The following is a 16,877-nucleotide window of genomic DNA, read 5'->3' on the forward strand; positions in this document are numbered from 1 at the left end:
CCTCAGTGGGGGAACGCGCGGGGGATGCGGGTGTTCCGGAGCTCCTCGCGGAAGGCTTGAATGCGCGTGATCACCTGCCGTCTGCCGACGGTGTTCTCGATGCGGTCGAGGTAGAGGCATCGGGTGGCGAGTTCGTCGAGGTCGACCGTGAAGTACATCGCCATCAGCGGGTTGACGAACAGGTCTCCGCCGCCGGTACGCCGAGTGAACCGGACGTCTCCGAACGCTCCACTGGTGGCGGCGGCGATCTGTCCCTGCACGATGCTCGGCCGGTCCGGGGTGGCGGCCTGGGCGTCGGCGACGGCATCGCGGTAAAGCACGGCCTCCCGGCTGGAACCGGGGATGGACAGGGCGCCGAGGTAGGCGCCGTCGCGGTCGAGCGCGGCGAGATTCTCCAGCACCTCGACGTGGTTCACGCCGTCGTACGCGTCGATGCCGAAGCCGAGGCTGGTCACCAGCTTGATCGGGACGTCCAGCGCGGTCACCGCCGCGAGGCTGGTGATGTCCTCCACCGGCGTGCCGAGATTGCTCTCGTCGCCGTGCAGCAGGATGTCGGTGCCGCCGTCGACGAGCACGACCGCGTCGATGTCGAGCTGTTCGACCAGGTGCCGGTACGCGGCCCGAAGGGGCTGGACACCGAGCGGCGGGAAGGCGTACACGGTCGACGGCAGATCCTGGGCCGCCAGCCACCGGGCGAGCGTCCGTTCCGGGAAGTACCAGTCCGGGCTGGTGGTGCCCGGCTGCACGGCAGCGACGTGCTCCGCGCTCCACGCGTCCTGGTCGATCAGTTCGAGTTCCGAGAAGGACAGACTGGCCAGGTGCACCTGTGTGCCGCCGCGCCACAGGGCGAGGGCCAACGGCAGACCCGCGTACACGTCGAAGCCTCCGCCCGCGCCGGCGATGAGGACGTTGCGCGCCGGAGCCAGCGCGGCGAACAGTGGGGGTACGGCCAACGAGAACACACCGAGATCGGCGGGTAGTGCCGCGGAGGTCGTCACCGCTCAATGATGACGGGTCCGTCTCGTCCAGGGAGAGGAGCGCACACGGTGTACGTCAGTCTGGCGACGAGCGCAGGTAGGCCCGGTCGACCGAACGAGGACTTCGTCGGCGCGGTGCCCGGTGCCGTCGTCCTGCTGGACGGTGCCGGCATCCCGGGAGCCGAGTCGCTCTGCTCCCACGGTGTCGTCTGGTACACGCGCCGCCTCGGTGCCGCACTGCTCGCGCAGCTGTCGCGTGATGACGGGGGAGACCTCGCGGCGGTCCTCGCCACCGCCATCGGCGAGACAGCCGCCGAGCACTGCGACACCTGCGACATCGCGGATCCGCGCAGCCCGCAGGCCACCGTCGCGATGGTCCGCGCCGCCCGTGGCAGTCTGGACTATCTCCTGCTCGCGGACTGCTACCTCGTCCTCGACCCGGCCGACGGCGGCCCTCAGGTGATCACTGACGAGCGTGAAGGGCTGGCCAGGCGGGACTGCTCAGCGCCCCTGGACGGCCTGGCACCGGGAACGCCGGAGTATGACCGCGTCCGCGACTCCTGCGCCGAGGCGTTGCGTGCCCGCCGCAACCAGGTGGGCGGGTACTGGATCGCCAAGGACGACCCGCGCGCGGCCCAGGAAGCGGTGACCGGCAGCGCATCCCTCGCCGACCTGAACGGTTTCGCGCTGTTCAGCAACGGCGCCGGCCGGATCGTCAGCCCGTACGCCGTGACCGACTGGCCCGGCGTGCTGGGACTGCTCGCCGCCGAAGGCCCAACCGGTGTCATCCGTCGCGTCCGACAGGCCGAAGCCCCGAGCGGCGGCTCCGACTTTCGCGTGCCGGACGACGCCACGGTCGCCCACTGCACGTTCGACACCACCTGTCACCCTGAGGACCGCCGACCAGGGGGAGCATCCCGATGAATGTGACTCAACAGCTCCTCACGGTGGGAGCCGTTCTCGCGGGCGCGGTCCTCTCGTTCCTGGGCACCGGGCTGAACGACCGGGCCCGGTTTCGCCGTGACCACACGGCAAAGCTGTTCGAACAGCGTTCCGCGGCCTACGCGGGCTACGGCCGCGCCATCAAGGCCTGTTACCAGTTGTCGAACAGAATCGCAGCAGGCAGGGGGTTGCATGCGCAAACCCCTGCGTTGTCCCCTGAGGACGGCTTGCCGCAGCTCGAAGCGGCCGCGGCCCAGCGGGAGCGCGACTGGGAGCACGTCCTCCTGCTGGGCGATCCCGCAACCGTGGAAGCGGCGCGAACCTGGCACCGGAGCGTTTGGCTCATGGAGTGGTACGCGCACGGTTGGATCGAGGAGGCCGATGCCGACGGATGGGAAGAGGCGGTGGCCGATGCCAGCCGCGCGCGTACCGAATTCTATGCGGCGGCCCGGCGGAGTCTGAACATCCCGGACGCCAGGTTGACGGATGGCGTCTGGCCGGTCGAGTGGATGATGAGGCGAAAGCCCGCCACGGCCACGGACGTGGCATCGCCCCAGGGTCACTGACCGCCAGGCGGACCGCTCTCGGCGGGCCGGCGTCGGTGCGCCGGCCCGCCGAGGGGTGTCAGCTTCCGGTGCAGGTGGCGGTGGCCCCGCTGCCGTTTCCGGTGCCCTGGAATCCGAAACTGGTGCCCTGACCGGCGGCCAGGCGTCCGTTGTAGCTCTGGTTCGCGACGGTGACGGTGCCGCTGCTGCCGCTGGCGACGCCGTTCCACAGCGAGGTGACCGCCGCTCCGCTCGGCAGGGTGAGGGTGACCCGCCAGCCGGTGAGGGCGGCGGTGCCTGCGGTGACGCTGACGTTGGCGACGAAACCGCCGTTCCACTGGTCCTGGACGGCGTAGACCGCGGTGCAGGCGCCACCGGTGGGCGGCGGCGGCGTGGTGGGCGGCGGCGTCGTGGGCGGTGGGGTGGTGGGCGGGGTGCCGTCGAGCGTCAGGTTCTTCTGCTGCACGGTCCACTGGGTGCGGCACAGGCCGCAGTTGGGGCCGACGAAGTTGGCGCCGGCGGTGCTGTCACCCTTGAGGCGCCACTTGAAGTACAGCGTCGCGACCCGGCCGAACTCGCCGCCGTTGGTCTGGTCGTAGGTGCCGCCGTGCCCGACGTTCAGGTTGCCCATGAACGCGGGCAGTCCGGCCGGCAGTTTGCCCCAGTCGTCCATGGCGTTCGGGTAGGCGATGTCGCTGGGCCCGCCGACGAAGTAGGCGATCGGCTTGGTCAGCCTCCGGAGCTGGTAGTCGTCGGCGTCGTTCAGCAGGCCGCTGCTGAAGATGCCGGTCGTGGTGACGCGCGGGTCGTTGGAGACGGCGTACGCCTCCAGCCCTCCGCAGGAGAAGCCGGCGACGGCGACCTTCGTGGTGTCGATCTTGTTGTAGTACTTGCCGCCCTGCCGGGAGTTCTCCGCGAAGGCCCAGTCGATGGACTGGGTGAGCATCTGCGACGTGGTGGAGCCGGAGCCGTTCGGGGCTCCGTTGGCGATGGCGAGGAAACCGTGGGAGGCGATCTCGCGCAGGAAGTTGCCCTGGGAGAGGCCGTTGCCGGAGCAGCCGCCGTTGCCCCATACGACGATGGGAAGGCGCTCGGCGGGCAGGGTCTGGGGCCGGAAGATGGTGTGGTTCGCCAGGCCGGTCGAGGTCTCGTAGTCGGCGGGGTAGGGCCCGGAGCCGCCGACCGCCGCACTGGCCGGTGCCACGCCGAGCGCCATCATCAGCGAGGTGACCGGGACGAGGATGGCCGCCAGGGCCACGTAGATCTTCGGTTTCCTTCTCATTCGCCCTCCAGCGGGTGTCGCGGCGGTGCTCCCGACGGCGGCGGTCGTCCGTCTGCGCCACGACCCCTGTGGTCGGCGCCGGCCGCGGGCCGGGTGGAGGTGGGCGGGGTCCACCACGCGGCGATCCGACGGGAGCTGTGTGCAGTTACTATCACCGTCGCAACGATAAGTGTCAATCTGAAGGGCTCGAAGCCTGGAAGTGCGTGATCCACGAGGCGGCGTCCGGCCAGTGCGGAGTGGCCACCTCGACCAGACGCGCCTGGGCCGGCGAACCGAGCGCGGAGTGGATGTCCAGGAAGGTCTCCCTGGCCTGCCGGCGAGGCCAGGGCCGCGGCAGCAGATGCGCGGGCAGGTCCGGGTCGATGTCGGCGAACCTGCGCCAGGAGTCCATCGCCGAGGTCCGCGCCACCAGCGCCCCGGCCGGGTCCAGCGTCCCGTCGCGGGCGGCCGTCCGCACTCGCGCGTACCGCTCGACGAAATCCGAGTACGCCGAGGCGAGCGCGGCCAGGTCGTACGCGGAGGCCGGGCCGTGTGGCCCGGACTCCTCGTCGAACCGGACGTGCATGATCGACCATCGCGCGCCGGCCACGTGGTGCAGCAGGTCGTCCAGCGCCGCCCGCACCGGTGCCGCGTCGGAGCCCGGGCGGATCCACACGCTGTCGTACAGGCCCACGAACCCCAGCGCGCTCAACGACCTGCGGACCGCGTGCCGCAACGCCTGGCCGGAACTCGGGATCGAGAAGGACGCCTGCACCCAGTCACCCGTCCAGCGCGGCGGGTGGGCGCCGAAGGTCAGGAAGTGCCGCATCCGGGAGCGATGCCGGGCGATCGCCCCCGGTGTGAGGTGGTAGACCGGCGGCCGCCCGTTGCCCCGGCTCGCGATCAGACCACGCTTGACCAGCCGGGACAGCGCGGAACGGGCGCTGGCCTCGCTGACTCCGAACTCCCGCAGGATCGCGATGACCGCCGCCGACGGCAGGTGGGCGTCCGAGGAGTCGAGATATTCGCCGAGCACCGTCGCCAGCAGGTGTTGCGGGCTGGACCCCACCTGGGCCCGGGGCACTCGGACGTCGTCGGGGCGCTGGTGGACGCTCACCATCCCAGACTGCCTCACCGGGCGGTGACAGGGGGCGGGCGAGTGTCCAGTCGCTTCGGGGGCACTATCGTTTCGGCGTGCACATCCGTTTCGACGTACCAGCCGATCCCGCCTATCCCGGCCGGGTGGCCGCCGCGCTCGGCGGTGTCCGGCTGCGCAGGTTCCGCTACATCGGCGCGGTGCTGGCGGCGGTCGGGGTGATCGGATTCGCCGTCTCGCGGGGGTCCGCGACCGGCGAGCGGCTCACCTCGCTGTGGACGACCCTGGTCCTCGCCGGAGTGCTGTCGATGCTGTTCCTGCCGTGGGTGCGGTGGCGCGCCCGCCGCCGGTCCGGCGGGTACGCCGTCGACGGCTCCTACGACATCACCGACGACAACATCATGATGCGCAGCGGCTCGGAGTCCGGCGGCATCGCCTGGGACGGGGTCACCCGGGTGGAGGACACCCGGGACTTCTGGATCGTGTACGTCGACCGGATGCCGGCGACCGTGATCCCCCGCTGGCTGATGACCGCCGAGGACGCCGAGACGCTGCGTACCCACATGACCGAACGCGGCCTGCTCGCACCGCGCTGACCCGGTCACTCGTCGCGCGTCGCCGCCCCGACCAGCGCGTCCCGACGGCGCAGCAGCGCCGCTCTCGCCCGGCGCGCTGCCCACAGGTTCACCACCGCCACCACGCCCAGCGTGAGCACGACGGCCGGCAGCGACGGTGCGAGCCGGTGTCGCGGCACGGTGATGACCAACGCGCCGACGGTGAAGACCAGCCACGCACCGAGGCCGAGCCATCCGGCGACCACCCGGTCCCGGGCGAACAACGAGGTCCTCCGGGTCACCGCCCAGGCGCCGAACACCGCCCAGCACAGCCCGATCGCCACCAGGACCGCGAAGGCCACCGCCGTACGCGGCGGCAACCCGGGCTCGGTGGCCCAGAGCAGGCTGATCAGGGCGCTCCCGGTGAGACCGGCGAGAGCCACGGCCGAGTAACCGACCCGTCGACGCAGCGACAGCGGCGCGTCCAGTCGCGCCAGCACCTCTTCCGGCGTCATGCCTCGTACCCCTTCCGGACCAGCTCGTTGCGTAACAACCTGCGGCCCCGGTTGAGCCGCGACTTGACGGTGCCGACGGGTACGGCGCAGATCTGCGCGCACGCCTCCAGCGACTGATCCTCGAGGTAGAAGAGGAGGAGCAGCTCCCGTTCCCGGGCGGGCAGCGCCGCCAGCGCGCCCGCCAGCGTCTCCCGGTTGACGATCTCCTCCGCCTCGTCGTCGCCCGGCAGGTCGTCGATCGGCTCCGGCTCCGGACGGCTGTACGCGTCCCGCAGCCGGTTCATCACCGCCCGGCGGGCGATGGCGAACAGCCACGGAGCGAACCGGTCCGCCTGCCGCAGCTTCGGCAGGCCCCGGAAGACCGCCAACCAGATCTCCTGCACCACGTCGTCGTCGGACCCGCCGAGCATCCGCCCGACGTACCGCTCGACCGCCGGATGCCAGCCCTGCACCAGCTCGGCGAACGCCTCCCGCTCACCGAGCTGACAGCGGACCACCAGCAACTCATCGCTCATCGGCCCTCCTTCGCCTGTTCAGTCGGCGTGAGGGCCCGGCAGGTTCACGTCCGGCCACCACGATCGCAGGGCGCGGCGTCGGCGACCCGGGCGGGACCGCTCGGCGGCGTACCCTCGTCAGGCCAGCGGCACCTGGGCGGACCGGCCGCCGTCGTCGCCGGCCCGGACCCCGACGGGTGCCGTGATCGGGGCGGTGACGATGCGGCTGGGCAGCACCGGCGCGTCCCGACCGGTGCCCCGGTGGCCGTCGCCGCCGCCGGATTCCTCGTGGTAGTCCTGCTCCACGTTCACCGACCAGACGTCGTGCGTACTGCCGGTGGCGATGTTCTCGGCGGTGAGCATCGCGGTGAGCATCGAATGGTCCTGGTTGTTGTAGCGATGCATGCCGTTGCGGCCCACCGGGTGCACGTTCGGCACCGCCTCGGCCAGCCAGGCCCGGATCACGTCGACGTTGTGCTGGTAGCGCTCGTCGTACACCGGATAGGCCTTCGGCATCCGCACGACGTAGCCGGCCTCCACCACGCCGGGTCGGACCAACCCCAACCGCTCCAGCTCCGCGGTCGCGAGGGCCACCAGCTCGGCATCGGGGGTACGCCACATCTCGTCGCCCTCGAACACGAAGTACTCCAGGCCCAGGCAGGTGCGGCCGTCCTTGACGAGGTACGGCGACCAGGAGCCGAAGTTCTGGATCCGGCCCACCCGCACTCCCGGGTCGTGCACGTAGATCCAGTTGTCCGGGAACGAGAACTTTGCCGGCACCACCAGCGCGACGGTCAGGAAGTCGCGGTAGCGCAGGTCGGCGGCGCAGGCCAGCACCTCCGGGGGGGCCGGCGGGCGCATCGCGGCCACCAGCTCCGAGATCGGCATGGACGAGATCACGTGATCCGCCGACTGGGTCCGCTGCCCGCCCGCGCCGTCGACGGTCACGCTGACGGCCCGCCGTCGCTTCGGATCCCGGTGTACGGCGGTGACCCAACTGCCGGTCGACAGGTGACCGCCACGCTTGCGGACCTGCTCGGCGCAGCGCTCCCACATCATGCCCGGCCCGAACTTCGGGTACTGGAACTGCTCGATCAGGCTGGTCACGTCGGTGCGCCGACGGCTGGGCAGCAGCGCGTTGCGGATCGCCGTCGCCAGCGACAGGTTCTTGATCCGCTGCGCGGCCCAGTCGGCCTGCAACCGGTCCGCAGGCATCCCCCAGACCTTCTCGGTGTACGTCTTGAAGAAGATCGAGTACAGCCGCCAGCCGAAGCGGGCCGACACCCAGCCCTCGAAGTGCGACTGGTCCCGTGGCGGGCGCAGCCGGGCCCGGGCGTACGAGCCCAGACAGCGGGCGGCCTCCGGCAGCCCCAGGTTGCGCAGCGCGTTCATGGCGCTGAGCGGGTAGTCGAACAACGCGCCCCGGTAGAAGATCCGGCTCATCCGGGGTCGGGTCAGGAAGTCCTCGTCCGGCAGGATCTCGTGCCAGAACGCCTCCACCCGGGGCACCTTCGTGAAGAACCGGTGCCCGCCGATGTCGAACCGCCACCCGTCGCGCTCCACGGTCCGGCTGATCCCGCCGACCACCTCGTCGGCCTCGAAGACCTGGACCGGCAGACCGTGCCGGAGCAGCTCGTACGCTGCCGTGAGCCCTGCCGGCCCCGCACCGATGACCACCGTGCCGTGTTGCTCGCTCATGGTGCCGTGCTCCCTGCCCACCGTCATGGTTGAGGCGCCGCGCGTACCCGTTATGCGAGGATTGTCACCCTTGTCTGGGTGGTTTTCGCGTCGGTGGGCCGCCCTGCGGCGTACAACGGGAGGGGCGACACCCCCGCGCGGCGGGTGGGCCGGCGGACCGGGGGAGCGGGGCGGATGCACCGGTGGCGAGGCGGCGCGGCCACGCTGGTCGCGGCCGGCCACGGCGCGGCCCGGCTGGCCCGTCGGGTGCCGCCGCCCTGGGCGTACGTGATCAGCCTGTTCCTCGGCGCGAAGCTGCTGCTCACACTGCTCGGTCTGCTGGTCCTGCACGCCTGGGACGGCATCCCCGGCGCGCCCCCGGCGGACGAGGCGCTGATGTGGGCCCAGCAGCGGGACATCTCCGGGCACCGCTGGATCTCCTTCTGGTTCGCCTGGGACTCGCTGCTCTACCTGCGGCTGAGCGAGCTGCCCCTGACCGGGCCGTGGCGCGACTTCGGCTTCCCCCTGCTGTACCCGTTCCTGGCCCGGCCGCTCGGCGCGCTGCTCGGCGGCGACACCGCGCTCGCCCTCCTGTTGATCAGCAACGTCGCCTTCCTGCTGGCCCTCTGGTACGGCTACCGACTCGCCGAGCTGCTGCTCGGTGACGCGGACTCGGCTCGCCGGTTCAGCAGGTACCTGGTGCTGCTGCCGACCGCGTTCCTGTTCCAGGCCGCGCTGACCGAATCGCTGTTCGTCTGTCTCTCCCTGGCCGCCTTCTACCACGCCGAACGGCGCCGCTGGCTGCTCGTCGGTGTGATCGGCTACTTCCTGGCGATGAGCCGGTCCGTCGGCCTGCTCGTGGCGCTGCCGCTGGCGCTGGTGCTGCTGCGCCAGCACGACTGGCGGCTCGGTCCGCGCGCCCTGCTCGGCTACCTACGGATCGGCTGGCCGCTGCTGCTGTTGCCCGCCGGATGGTTCACCTTCATGGCGTACTGCCGGTGGCGCGGCGGCGACTGGTTCGCCTACCAGCACGCCCAGGAGACCGGCTGGGGGATCCGGGTGCAGAACCCGCTGCCGGTGCTGTGGCACGGGCTGGTCGGAGAGCCGCGCGACGCCGCCCGGGTCTGGTTCGCCGTGGCCGTGCTGGCCGTGCTGGCCGCCGGGTTCCGCCGTCGGGAACTGCCCTACCTGGTGTACGGCGTGCTCATGGTGCTGGTGCCGCTTTCGATGGGCCCGGCGGCGTACAAGAGCCTGCTGCGCTACCTGCTCGCCGCGTTCCCGGTGGCGCTGGTGCTGGCCCGCTGGGCCCGCCAGGCCGGTGTCGACGTATGGCTGACCGCGACGCTCGCCGTGGTGCAGGGCGTGCTGTTCGTGCTCTGGCTCAGCTACTGGACCCACATGATCATCTGATGGGCCGCAGCCGGTCAGCCGGTGGTCTTCTGGGTCGGCGTTCCCCGGCGCGCGAGTGCCGTCGCGTGGCCCCGGTGGGGCGCGGACCGACGGGCCTGTGCGAGCCTGCAACCGACGATCCACGCGCACCTGACTGGAGGCCCGGTGTTCGCCCTGCCGCTGACCGAGGATGTCGAGCTGCGCCCGCTGGAGCCGTGGCGGGCCGAGGAGTTCCTCGCCCACATGGACCGCGCCCGCGAACACATCAAGCCCTGGGTGTCGCCGTCCTTCGCCGCCACCGACCTGGCCTCGGCGCGGGCGGTGCTGCAGCGGTACGCCGACCGCTGGGCCGGTGACAGCGGAGGCATGTGGGGGCTGTGGTGGCGGGGCACCCTCGTCGGCGGGGTCATCTTCGTGTCGTTCGACGCGGCCGGCGGCGCCTGCGAGGTCGGCTGCTGGGTGGAGCCGGCGGCCGAGGGCAGGGGCATGGTCGCACCGGCGATCCGCCGGATCGTCGACTGGGCGGTCCGCGAGCGCGGCATCCAGCGGGTGGAGTGGCGGACCAACGCCGACAACACCCGCAGCAGGGCCCTCGCGCGGAGGCTCGGTCTGCGCCTCGACGGCACGCTCCGCCAGCTCCGACCGGGTCCGCACGGCCGGATCGACCTCGAAATCTGGTCGGTGCTGGCCGACGAGTGGCTGTCCGCGGCGAGCGGATCGCCGGCCACCGTCCACTGACGACGGATTTCTGTCGTACCCGGTCGCCACCATGCATTCATGGCCGTCCCCGCGCTCACCCCTCATTCCGACCCGCCGCGTTCCGTGCCGCTGCGTGAGGCGCGCACCCGGTTCAGTCAGCTCGTCGCGCTGGCCGAGCTGACCGACGCGGTCACCGTCGTCACCCGCGACGGCGACCCCCGTCCGGTCGCCGCGATCGTCCCCGCCGCGGCCGCCCGCAGCGGCGCCCAGGCCCGCGCCGACGCCGACCGGCTCGCCGCCGTCACCGCCGGCTGGGCCCGTCGCCTCGACGAGCAGCACCGCCGCAGCAGTCAGCGGCACGCCGCCGAGTTGAGTGCGGTCCGGGCGGCGCTCGCCGAGGCATGGGCCGAGCTGGATCGCCGCGTCATCCCGGGCAGTGACCCCACGCTGGTCCGACTGCGTGCCGCGCACACCGACCTGCTCGCCGGCTGACCGCGTCCCCGCCGCCAGGTGGCGGGGATCGGCTCCGTCGTCGGCGAGCCACGGCAGAACGCGCAGCGCGTATCCTTCGCCCGTGGGACTACGGTTCACGACGCGGGGATCGGACTCGCCTTGGGTGGACATCGTGTGGACCTGCACGAGCGAGCAGGTCACCGCAATGACGTCCGTCGCCGGGGTGCGGTGGGGCCTGGTGTTCTGGCAACAGGCCGGCCGGGCGCACACGAGCATCACCGGTCCCGAGACCCGGACCGGCACGGCGCCGGTGCCGGAGGGCGCGACCTTCACGGGCATCGAGTTCGCCGTGGGCACCTCGTTGCGGGCCGTGCCCACCCCGGCGCTGACCGACGGTGGCATCGTGCTTCCCGACACCACTCGACGGACGTTCCGACTGGACGGGGAACGTTGGGAGACGCCGTCACCCGACGACACCGAGGCTCTGGTCGACCGGCTCGTCCGGGCCGGGATCGTGGTCCGTGACGCGCTCGTCGTCGACGTGCTGCGGGGTCACCGCCCGGCCGTGTCGGGGCGCACGGTCGAGCGCCGGTTCCGCGCCGCGACCGGGCTGACGCAGAGCGCCGTTCGGCAGATCGAGCGTGCCCGCACCGCGGCGGAGCTACTGGCTGCCGGCGACCCGGCCGCCGACGTCGTCGTCAAGCTCGACTACTTCGACGAGCCGCACCTGGCCCGAGCACTGCGCTCCTACGTCGGCCGCACCGCCCGGCAACTCCGCGAGGGAGGTGGCGGCGCGATCGCCCTCGACCTGGATCACCGCTTGACGTCGTAGACCAGCTTGAGGATCCCGTTGGGGTAGCTCTCCGACTCCCGCAGCGTCAGCATGTACTTGTCCCGGTCGGCCCGGCCGAACAGGCTCTTGCCGGCACCGAGCAACACGGGGAAGACGAGCAGGTTGTACTGGTCGATCAGGCCCGCGTCGGACAGCCGCCGAGCCAACTCCGCACTCCCGTGGATGAAGATCGCACCGCCGTCGCCCTCCTTGAGCGCGGCCACGTCCCCGGTCGAGCGCAGAATCGTGGTCGGCCCCCACCCGTCGACGACGGCGTCGTCGGACAGCGAGGTCGACACCACATACTTGGGCAGCTCCTTGTAGCCGGCGTGGTCCTCCGAGCCGGGCCAGACCGGCGCGAACGCCTCGTAGCTGCGACGGCCGAACATCAACGCCGTAGTGTCGGTGAGCTCCTCGCCCTTCAGCGACCAGGCTTCCGGCACGAACTCGAGGTCCTTGAACACCCAGCCGCCGCTGCGGTGCTCCTCTGAAGGCCCGCCGCCGGGCGAGTCCACGACGCCGTCCAGCGACATGAAACCGGTGTAGACCAGGTTGCGCATCGTGCTGTCTCCTCATGCTCGGGCGAGCTGCCGGGTCCAGGCTAGAGGGCGGACGCGACGGCCGTCTTGGACGAAAACGACAGCGGGTCCCACGCTGTCGCGGCTGACTGGTCGTCAGTTCACGAGCCAGGTGGCCGGCGGCCCGGCGGTCAGCCGGTGGCCGGGTAGGCGCGCGTCTCGGCTGCCTTGACGGCCACCCACACGCGCTGACCGGGGATCAGCCGCAACTGGGCGACGGCGGCCGGCGTGACGTCGGCGGCCACCTCGATCGGCCCGTCCACCTGCACACGCAGGTTGTCGCCGTGCTGTTGGACACCGGCCACGGTTCCCGTCCAGGTGTTGCGCGGGCTGCCCTCCGGACGGCTCGGGTGCAGGGCCACCGCCGCCGGTCGGAACGCCACGAACGCCTCGCCGTCCAGCCGGTCCGCGACGGCGAGGGTCAGCTCCGGCGCGACCCGTACCCCGAACCCGTCGGCCCTGCCCCGGTAGAGGTTCAGCCCCACCAGCCGTGCGACGTAGTCGGTGCGCGGACGCGCGGTGACGCTCGGCCCGTCGCCCTCCTGGACCACCCGCCCGCCCTCGACGATGACCAGCCGGTCCGCCAACGCGAGGGCGTCCAGCGGGTCGTGGGTGACCAGCAGCGTCGCGCCCGGGTGCGCGGACAGGTGGCGGTGCAGTTCGGCACGGGTGTCCAGCCGGGTGCGCGCGTCCAGGGCCGCGAGCGGCTCGTCCAACAGCAACAGCGACGGTACGAGGGCCAACGCTCGCGCCAGCGCCACCCGCTGTGCCTGACCGCCGGAGAGCTGCCGGGGGCGGCGGTGCGCGTGCCCGTCGAGCCCCACCCGGTCGAGCCAGCCACGCGCCGTCGCGCGGGCGGTCCTCCGGTCGACGCCGTGTCGACGCGGCCCGAAAGCCACGTTGTCCAGTGCGCTCAGGTGCGGAAAGAGCAGGTAGTCCTGGAAGACCACACCGATCGACCGGCGTTCGGTGGGCACCCAGTCGCGCGTCGCCGGACGGTCCAGGTCGACGCCGTCGAGCGTGACGTGGCCGTCGGTCAGCGGGTGCAGCCCGGCCAGGGCACGCAGCGCGGTGGTCTTACCGGCGCCGTTCGGGCCGAGCAGCGCGACGACCTCGCCGGGCACCACCCGTAACGGCACGTCGAGTCGGAACGTCCCCCGGTCGACGATGAGCCGGGCGTCGAGCAGCGGGCCGGTCATGCGCTGGTCATCCAGCGGTCCCGCAGCGCGACCAGGATGCCGACCGACACGACGAGCAACACCAGGCTGAGCACGATCGCGGACTCCAGGTCGGTCTCCAACGCCAGGTAGACGGCGAGTGGCATGGTCTGCGTCCGGCCGGGATAGTTGCCGGCGAAGGTGATGGTGGCGCCGAACTCGCCGAGCGCCCGCGCCCAGCAGAGGACCGCGCCGGCGGCCAGCCCGGGCGCCACCAGCGGCAGGGTCACCTGGGTGAAGGTGGTCCACCGGCTGGCGCCCAGCGTCGCGGCGGCCTCCTCGAAGCGGTGGTCGGCGGCACGGAGCGCCCCCTCCACCGCGATGACGAGGAACGGCATGGCCACGAACGACTCGGCCAGCACGACACCCGCGGTGGTGAAGGGCAGGGTGATGCCGAAGGTGGCGTCGAGCCAACCGCCGAGCAGCCCACGCCGACCGAAGACCAGCAACAGCGCCACCCCACCGACCACCGGCGGCAGCACCAGCGGCACGGTGACCAGCGCGCGTACCAGTCGGCGGCCGGGGAAGTCGACCCGGGCCAGCATCCAGGCCAGCGGCACCCCGAGCAGCAGACAGAGGACGGTGGCCAGGGTCGCGGTCTGCACCGACAGCCGAAGAGCGGTCAGCGCGCCCGGTTCGGTGAGCCGGGCGGGCAGGGTCGTCCACGGTGCCCGGACCACCAGCCCGGCCAACGGCAGGACGAGGAAGAGCAGCCCCAGCCCGGCGGGGATCAGCAGCGCCGCCGGCACCCGCCCCCGCCGCCGGGCCGTGGCGTGATCGAGGAGCTGGCTCATGGAGCCTGGAAGCCGGCCTCGACGAGGACCGCCTGCGCCGCCGCCGAGCGGACGTACGCGACGAAGGCCCGCGCGCCGGACGGGTTCGGCGCGTCCTTCAGCGCGACGATCGGGTAGTCGTTGACCGCCTTCGCCGACTCGGGGAACTCCACACCGGTCACGTCGGCGCTCGCCGCCCGCACGTCGGTGCGGTAGACCAGTGCCGCGTCGACCTCACCCAGCTTCACCTTGGCGAGCGCGCCCTTGACGTCCTGCTCCAGGGTCGCCGGCGTCAGCGTGATGCCGGCCGCGTCCAGGGCGGTACGAGCCGCCGCGCCGCAGGGCACCTGCGTGGCGCACACCGCCACCTTCACACCGGGCTTGCCGAGGTCGGCCAGACCGCTGACCCCCTCCGGGTTGCCCCGGGGCACCGCGATGACCAACTGGTTGCGGGCGAAGATGTTCGGCGTGCCATCGGCGTTGCCGGCCTCGGTGACGGTGGCCATGTTCGCCGGGGCGGCCGAGGCGAACACGTCGGCCGGAGCACCCTGGTTGATCTGGTTGGCCAGGGCAGAGCTGCCGGCGACGTTCAGGGTCACCGTGCTGCCCGGGTTGGCGGCCTCGAAGTCCTTCCCGATCCGGGTGAACGACTCGGTCAGCGAGGAGGCCGCGAACACCGTCACCGCGCCGACGCCCCGACCGTCCGCGGCACCGCCGGAGGCCCGGTCGTCGCCCGCACCGCAACCGGCGAGGGCCAGTGCCATCAGTACGGCCACCGCCCTCCGCACCGCCCGCGCACTCATCAGCTCGGCCTTCCCCTGCTCGCGGCCGGTGCGGCCCGCTCCACCACGACCGTGGTCGATTTGATCACCGCGACAGCCACCGAACCGACCCGCAGATCGAGCTCGTCGACCGCCTCCCGGCTCATCAGCGAGACGACGCGGAACGGGCCGGCCTGGATGTCGACCTGGGCCATCACCGTGTCCTTGCGGACGTCCACGACGATGCCGCGCAGCCGGTTGCGGGCCGACGAGAACTCGGCGCCCGCGTCCGGGTCGGCGGCCTGCGCGCGGGCGAAGGCGGCCAGGTCGACGCCGTCGATCACCCGGTGGCCGTGCTCGTCGCGCCGGGCCGTCAGCCGCCCGGCGTCCACCCAGCGGCGGATCGTGTCGCTGCTGACACCGAGCAGGTCGGCCGCTTCACCGATCCGGAACATCGTCACCGGTTCACCCTAGCTGCCGCACCTGCGGGCACGAAAGGCCGGAACGTGCCGCGTGTGCGTACTCGTGGGGGCTTCTGTGTCCGAAGGTGCGCACCTGATGGTGCGTTCGGCCGGGTCGTTCCGTCCCGTGGTGCGGAGCCGCTGGCCGGCGTCGTGGCCGCGCTCAGGTCCGCTGGTTGTCGTACGCCGCCCGGTTGGCGAGCACGTCGTCGACGTGCGTCTCGGCCCAGCCCTTCAAACCGCGGATCACCTGGTGCAGGGAGACGCCGAGCTCAGTCAGCTCGTAGGTGACGGTGACGGGCACGGTCGGCACCACCGTGCGGGTGATCAGACCGTCGCGTTCCAGGGAGCGCAGCGTCTGGGTCAGCATCTTCTGACTGACTCCGGCCAGCAGGCGCGACAACTCCGAGTACCGCATCGGCCGGGGATCGCCAGCGCAGTCGGCACCGAACTGGTGCGAGCCGTCGGTGCGTAACGCGGCCAGAACCAGGGTGACCCACTTGTCCGCGATGCGGTCGAGCAGCTTGCGACTCGGGCACTGGGCCAGGAACGTGTCGTATTCCGCCTTGGCCTGAGCTCTCTTCTGCGCCGCCGTCGTCGTCGTCATCGAACCGTTCCTCCTGCTGCTGAGGGAGTTACGCACTTTCAGGTGCCTACTTCCTGTAGTGAAGTTACCCCCCGATAGTGGAGCAGGTAGGACGAGGCACCGGTACCGCTCGGTGCGACACGAGAGTCAGAGGTACGAAAACATGGTCTCCACCTCCCTTCCCGGCGGCACCTGGCCGCTGGGAGACCTGATGGTCACCCGCTTCGGTTACGGCGCCATGCAGCTGGCCGGCCCCTGGGTCATGGGACCGCCGGCCGACCACGACGGCGCACTCGCCGTCCTGCGCGCGGCTGTCGAGCGTGGCATCACCCACGTCGACACCTCCGAGGCGTACGGGCCACACGTCACCAACCAGCTGATCCGGGAAGCGCTGCACCCGTACCCCGATTCGCTGCACATCGTGACCAAGGTCGGCGCGAACCGCGACCAGCAGGGCGGCTGGCCTCCGGCCCGTGACCCGGAGAGCCTGCGCCGGTCCGTGCACGAGAACCTCGAGACCCTCGGTCTCGACGTGCTCGACCTCGTCAACCTCCGGCTCGGCGACGCCGCCGGACCTCAACCCGGTTCGGTCGCCGAGGCGTTCGAGACGCTCGCCGTCCTTCAGCAGCAGGGCCTGATCCGGCATCTCGGAGTGAGCAATGCCCTGCCGGAACAGGTTGCCGAGGCGCAGGCGATCGCACCGATCGTCTGCGTGCAGAACATGTACAACCTCGCGCACCGCCAGGACGACGAGCTGATCGACGCGCTCGCCGAGCAGGGCGTCGCCTACGTGCCGTTCTTTCCTCTCGGCGGCTTCAGCCCCCTGCAGTCCTCGGTGCTCTCGACAGTGGCTGCCCGGCTGGCGGCGGCGCCGATGTCGGTGGCCCTGGCCTGGTTGCTCCGCCGTTCGCCGAACATCCTGCTCATCCCGGGCACCTCGTCCGTGGCACACCTGCACGAGAACATCGCGGGCGCAGCCCTTCCGCTGTCCGGCGACGACCTCGCCGAGTTGGACAGGATCGGCCGATAGCGAACGGGTGGACCCGTCGGCGTTCCCGGCGGGTCCA

The 16,877-nt window shown here is 71.7% G+C and carries 20 protein-coding genes; 8 read left to right on the forward strand and 12 right to left on the reverse strand.

Features of this window, described 5'->3' with window-relative positions; translation table 11 throughout:
* Window positions 1–2: 2 nt before the first annotated feature.
* On the reverse strand, window positions 3–998 hold the full coding sequence (locus O7617_RS27470; protein ID WP_282259099.1) for a DUF1152 domain-containing protein: 996 nt from the start codon (window positions 996–998) through the stop codon (window positions 3–5).
* Between the two features lie 48 nt (window positions 999–1,046).
* Here O7617_RS27470 and O7617_RS27475 point away from each other — a divergent pair, with 48 nt between their 5' ends.
* A complete protein-coding gene (locus tag O7617_RS27475; RefSeq protein WP_282259100.1) occupies window positions 1,047–1,901 on the forward strand; it encodes a protein phosphatase 2C domain-containing protein in 855 nt (284 codons plus the stop codon).
* A complete protein-coding gene (locus O7617_RS27480; RefSeq protein WP_282259101.1) occupies window positions 1,898–2,485 on the forward strand; it encodes a hypothetical protein in 588 nt (195 codons plus the stop codon). Before O7617_RS27475 ends, O7617_RS27480 begins: the two co-directional genes overlap by 4 nt.
* A 58-nt stretch (window positions 2,486–2,543) precedes the next feature.
* On the opposite strand, the gene O7617_RS27485 is transcribed toward O7617_RS27480, so the two are convergent.
* Window positions 2,544–3,746: a cellulose binding domain-containing protein gene (locus O7617_RS27485; protein WP_282259103.1), complete on the reverse strand. Its 1,203-nt coding sequence runs from the start codon at window positions 3,744–3,746 to the stop codon at window positions 2,544–2,546.
* Window positions 3,747–3,918: 172 nt separating this feature from the next.
* The gene (locus tag O7617_RS27490; RefSeq protein WP_282259104.1) at window positions 3,919–4,845 is read right to left on the reverse strand and encodes a PaaX family transcriptional regulator C-terminal domain-containing protein; all 927 of its coding nucleotides are present in this window, start codon (window positions 4,843–4,845) and stop codon (window positions 3,919–3,921) included.
* A gap of 74 nt (window positions 4,846–4,919) precedes the next feature.
* Between O7617_RS27490 and O7617_RS27495 the strand changes: the two genes are divergently transcribed.
* Window positions 4,920–5,417: a YcxB family protein gene (locus O7617_RS27495; protein ID WP_282259105.1), complete on the forward strand. Its 498-nt coding sequence runs from the start codon at window positions 4,920–4,922 to the stop codon at window positions 5,415–5,417.
* A 5-nt stretch (window positions 5,418–5,422) separates the two neighbouring features.
* On the opposite strand, the gene O7617_RS27500 is transcribed toward O7617_RS27495, so the two are convergent.
* From O7617_RS27500 to O7617_RS27510, 3 genes are all read right to left on the reverse strand, one after another.
* Window positions 5,423–5,890 (reverse strand): hypothetical protein, encoded by a 468-nt coding sequence (locus O7617_RS27500; protein WP_282259106.1) that lies wholly within the window; start codon window positions 5,888–5,890, stop codon window positions 5,423–5,425.
* The gene (locus O7617_RS27505; protein ID WP_282259107.1) at window positions 5,887–6,405 is read right to left on the reverse strand and encodes a sigma-70 family RNA polymerase sigma factor; all 519 of its coding nucleotides are present in this window, start codon (window positions 6,403–6,405) and stop codon (window positions 5,887–5,889) included. Before O7617_RS27505 ends, O7617_RS27500 begins: the two co-directional genes overlap by 4 nt.
* A 117-nt stretch (window positions 6,406–6,522) precedes the next feature.
* Complete coding sequence (locus tag O7617_RS27510) at window positions 6,523–8,082, reverse strand: NAD(P)/FAD-dependent oxidoreductase (RefSeq protein WP_282259108.1); 1,560 nt, start codon at window positions 8,080–8,082, stop codon at window positions 6,523–6,525.
* Window positions 8,083–8,256: 174 nt separating this feature from the next.
* On the opposite strand from O7617_RS27510, the gene O7617_RS27515 reads away from it, so the two are divergent.
* The 4 genes from O7617_RS27515 to O7617_RS27530 all read left to right on the forward strand — a co-directional run bounded on the left by O7617_RS27515 (window position 8,257) and on the right by O7617_RS27530 (window position 11,434).
* A complete protein-coding gene (locus O7617_RS27515; RefSeq protein ID WP_282259109.1) occupies window positions 8,257–9,471 on the forward strand; it encodes a hypothetical protein in 1,215 nt (404 codons plus the stop codon).
* 144 nt (window positions 9,472–9,615) lie between these two features.
* A complete protein-coding gene (locus O7617_RS27520; RefSeq protein ID WP_282259110.1) occupies window positions 9,616–10,188 on the forward strand; it encodes a GNAT family protein in 573 nt (190 codons plus the stop codon).
* Between the two features lie 39 nt (window positions 10,189–10,227).
* Window positions 10,228–10,641 carry a type II toxin-antitoxin system Phd/YefM family antitoxin gene (locus O7617_RS27525; protein ID WP_282259112.1) on the forward strand — a complete coding sequence of 138 codons (414 nt, stop codon included), beginning with the start codon at window positions 10,228–10,230 and terminating at the stop codon, window positions 10,639–10,641.
* An 82-nt stretch (window positions 10,642–10,723) separates the two neighbouring features.
* Window positions 10,724–11,434, forward strand: coding sequence for a helix-turn-helix domain-containing protein (locus O7617_RS27530; protein WP_282259113.1), 711 nt, complete (start codon window positions 10,724–10,726; stop codon window positions 11,432–11,434).
* Here the strand turns inward: O7617_RS27530 and O7617_RS27535 are convergent.
* The 6 genes from O7617_RS27535 to O7617_RS27560 all read right to left on the reverse strand — a co-directional run bounded on the left by O7617_RS27535 (window position 11,416) and on the right by O7617_RS27560 (window position 15,831).
* A complete protein-coding gene (locus O7617_RS27535; protein WP_282259114.1) occupies window positions 11,416–11,994 on the reverse strand; it encodes a dihydrofolate reductase family protein in 579 nt (192 codons plus the stop codon). The genes O7617_RS27530 and O7617_RS27535 overlap by 19 nt on opposite strands.
* Before the next feature lie 149 nt (window positions 11,995–12,143).
* Window positions 12,144–13,211, reverse strand: coding sequence for an ABC transporter ATP-binding protein (locus O7617_RS27540; RefSeq protein WP_282259117.1), 1,068 nt, complete (start codon window positions 13,209–13,211; stop codon window positions 12,144–12,146).
* Window positions 13,208–14,023, reverse strand: coding sequence for an ABC transporter permease (locus O7617_RS27545; protein WP_282259118.1), 816 nt, complete (start codon window positions 14,021–14,023; stop codon window positions 13,208–13,210). Before O7617_RS27545 ends, O7617_RS27540 begins: the two co-directional genes overlap by 4 nt.
* Window positions 14,020–14,805 carry a molybdate ABC transporter substrate-binding protein gene (modA, locus tag O7617_RS27550; protein WP_282259119.1) on the reverse strand — a complete coding sequence of 262 codons (786 nt, stop codon included), beginning with the start codon at window positions 14,803–14,805 and terminating at the stop codon, window positions 14,020–14,022. Before modA ends, O7617_RS27545 begins: the two co-directional genes overlap by 4 nt.
* On the reverse strand, window positions 14,805–15,224 hold the full coding sequence (locus O7617_RS27555) for a MerR family DNA-binding transcriptional regulator (RefSeq protein WP_282259121.1): 420 nt from the start codon (window positions 15,222–15,224) through the stop codon (window positions 14,805–14,807). Before O7617_RS27555 ends, modA begins: the two co-directional genes overlap by 1 nt.
* A gap of 163 nt (window positions 15,225–15,387) precedes the next feature.
* Window positions 15,388–15,831: a helix-turn-helix domain-containing protein gene (locus O7617_RS27560; RefSeq protein WP_282259122.1), complete on the reverse strand. Its 444-nt coding sequence runs from the start codon at window positions 15,829–15,831 to the stop codon at window positions 15,388–15,390.
* Between the two features lie 142 nt (window positions 15,832–15,973).
* Here O7617_RS27560 and O7617_RS27565 point away from each other — a divergent pair, with 142 nt between their 5' ends.
* Window positions 15,974–16,840, forward strand: coding sequence for an aldo/keto reductase family oxidoreductase (locus tag O7617_RS27565; protein WP_282259123.1), 867 nt, complete (start codon window positions 15,974–15,976; stop codon window positions 16,838–16,840).
* Window positions 16,841–16,877: the final 37 nt, after the last annotated feature.

This window comes from Micromonospora sp. WMMD1155, from assembly GCF_029581275.1.
GTDB lineage: Bacteria > Actinomycetota > Actinomycetes > Mycobacteriales > Micromonosporaceae > Micromonospora.

What these genes read in the sequence shown, in the direction of transcription:
- modA (WP_282259119.1), bottom strand. Translation starts at nt 14,805, where the DNA reads ATGAGTGCGCGGGCGGTGCGGAGGGCGGTGGCCGTACTGATGGCACTG.
- O7617_RS27505 (WP_282259107.1), bottom strand. Translation starts at nt 6,405, where the DNA reads ATGAGCGATGAGTTGCTGGTGGTCCGCTGTCAGCTCGGTGAGCGGGAG.
- O7617_RS27565 (WP_282259123.1), top strand. Translation starts at nt 15,974, where the DNA reads ATGGTCTCCACCTCCCTTCCCGGCGGCACCTGGCCGCTGGGAGACCTG.
- O7617_RS27490 (WP_282259104.1), bottom strand. Translation starts at nt 4,845, where the DNA reads ATGGTGAGCGTCCACCAGCGCCCCGACGACGTCCGAGTGCCCCGGGCC.
- O7617_RS27525 (WP_282259112.1), top strand. Translation starts at nt 10,228, where the DNA reads ATGGCCGTCCCCGCGCTCACCCCTCATTCCGACCCGCCGCGTTCCGTG.
- O7617_RS27510 (WP_282259108.1), bottom strand. Translation starts at nt 8,082, where the DNA reads ATGAGCGAGCAACACGGCACGGTGGTCATCGGTGCGGGGCCGGCAGGG.
- O7617_RS27545 (WP_282259118.1), bottom strand. Translation starts at nt 14,023, where the DNA reads ATGAGCCAGCTCCTCGATCACGCCACGGCCCGGCGGCGGGGGCGGGTG.
- O7617_RS27535 (WP_282259114.1), bottom strand. Translation starts at nt 11,994, where the DNA reads ATGCGCAACCTGGTCTACACCGGTTTCATGTCGCTGGACGGCGTCGTG.
- O7617_RS27480 (WP_282259101.1), top strand. Translation starts at nt 1,898, where the DNA reads ATGAATGTGACTCAACAGCTCCTCACGGTGGGAGCCGTTCTCGCGGGC.
- O7617_RS27485 (WP_282259103.1), bottom strand. Translation starts at nt 3,746, where the DNA reads ATGAGAAGGAAACCGAAGATCTACGTGGCCCTGGCGGCCATCCTCGTC.
- O7617_RS27540 (WP_282259117.1), bottom strand. Translation starts at nt 13,211, where the DNA reads ATGACCGGCCCGCTGCTCGACGCCCGGCTCATCGTCGACCGGGGGACG.
- O7617_RS27515 (WP_282259109.1), top strand. Translation starts at nt 8,257, where the DNA reads ATGCACCGGTGGCGAGGCGGCGCGGCCACGCTGGTCGCGGCCGGCCAC.
- O7617_RS27560 (WP_282259122.1), bottom strand. Translation starts at nt 15,831, where the DNA reads ATGACGACGACGACGGCGGCGCAGAAGAGAGCTCAGGCCAAGGCGGAA.
- O7617_RS27500 (WP_282259106.1), bottom strand. Translation starts at nt 5,890, where the DNA reads ATGACGCCGGAAGAGGTGCTGGCGCGACTGGACGCGCCGCTGTCGCTG.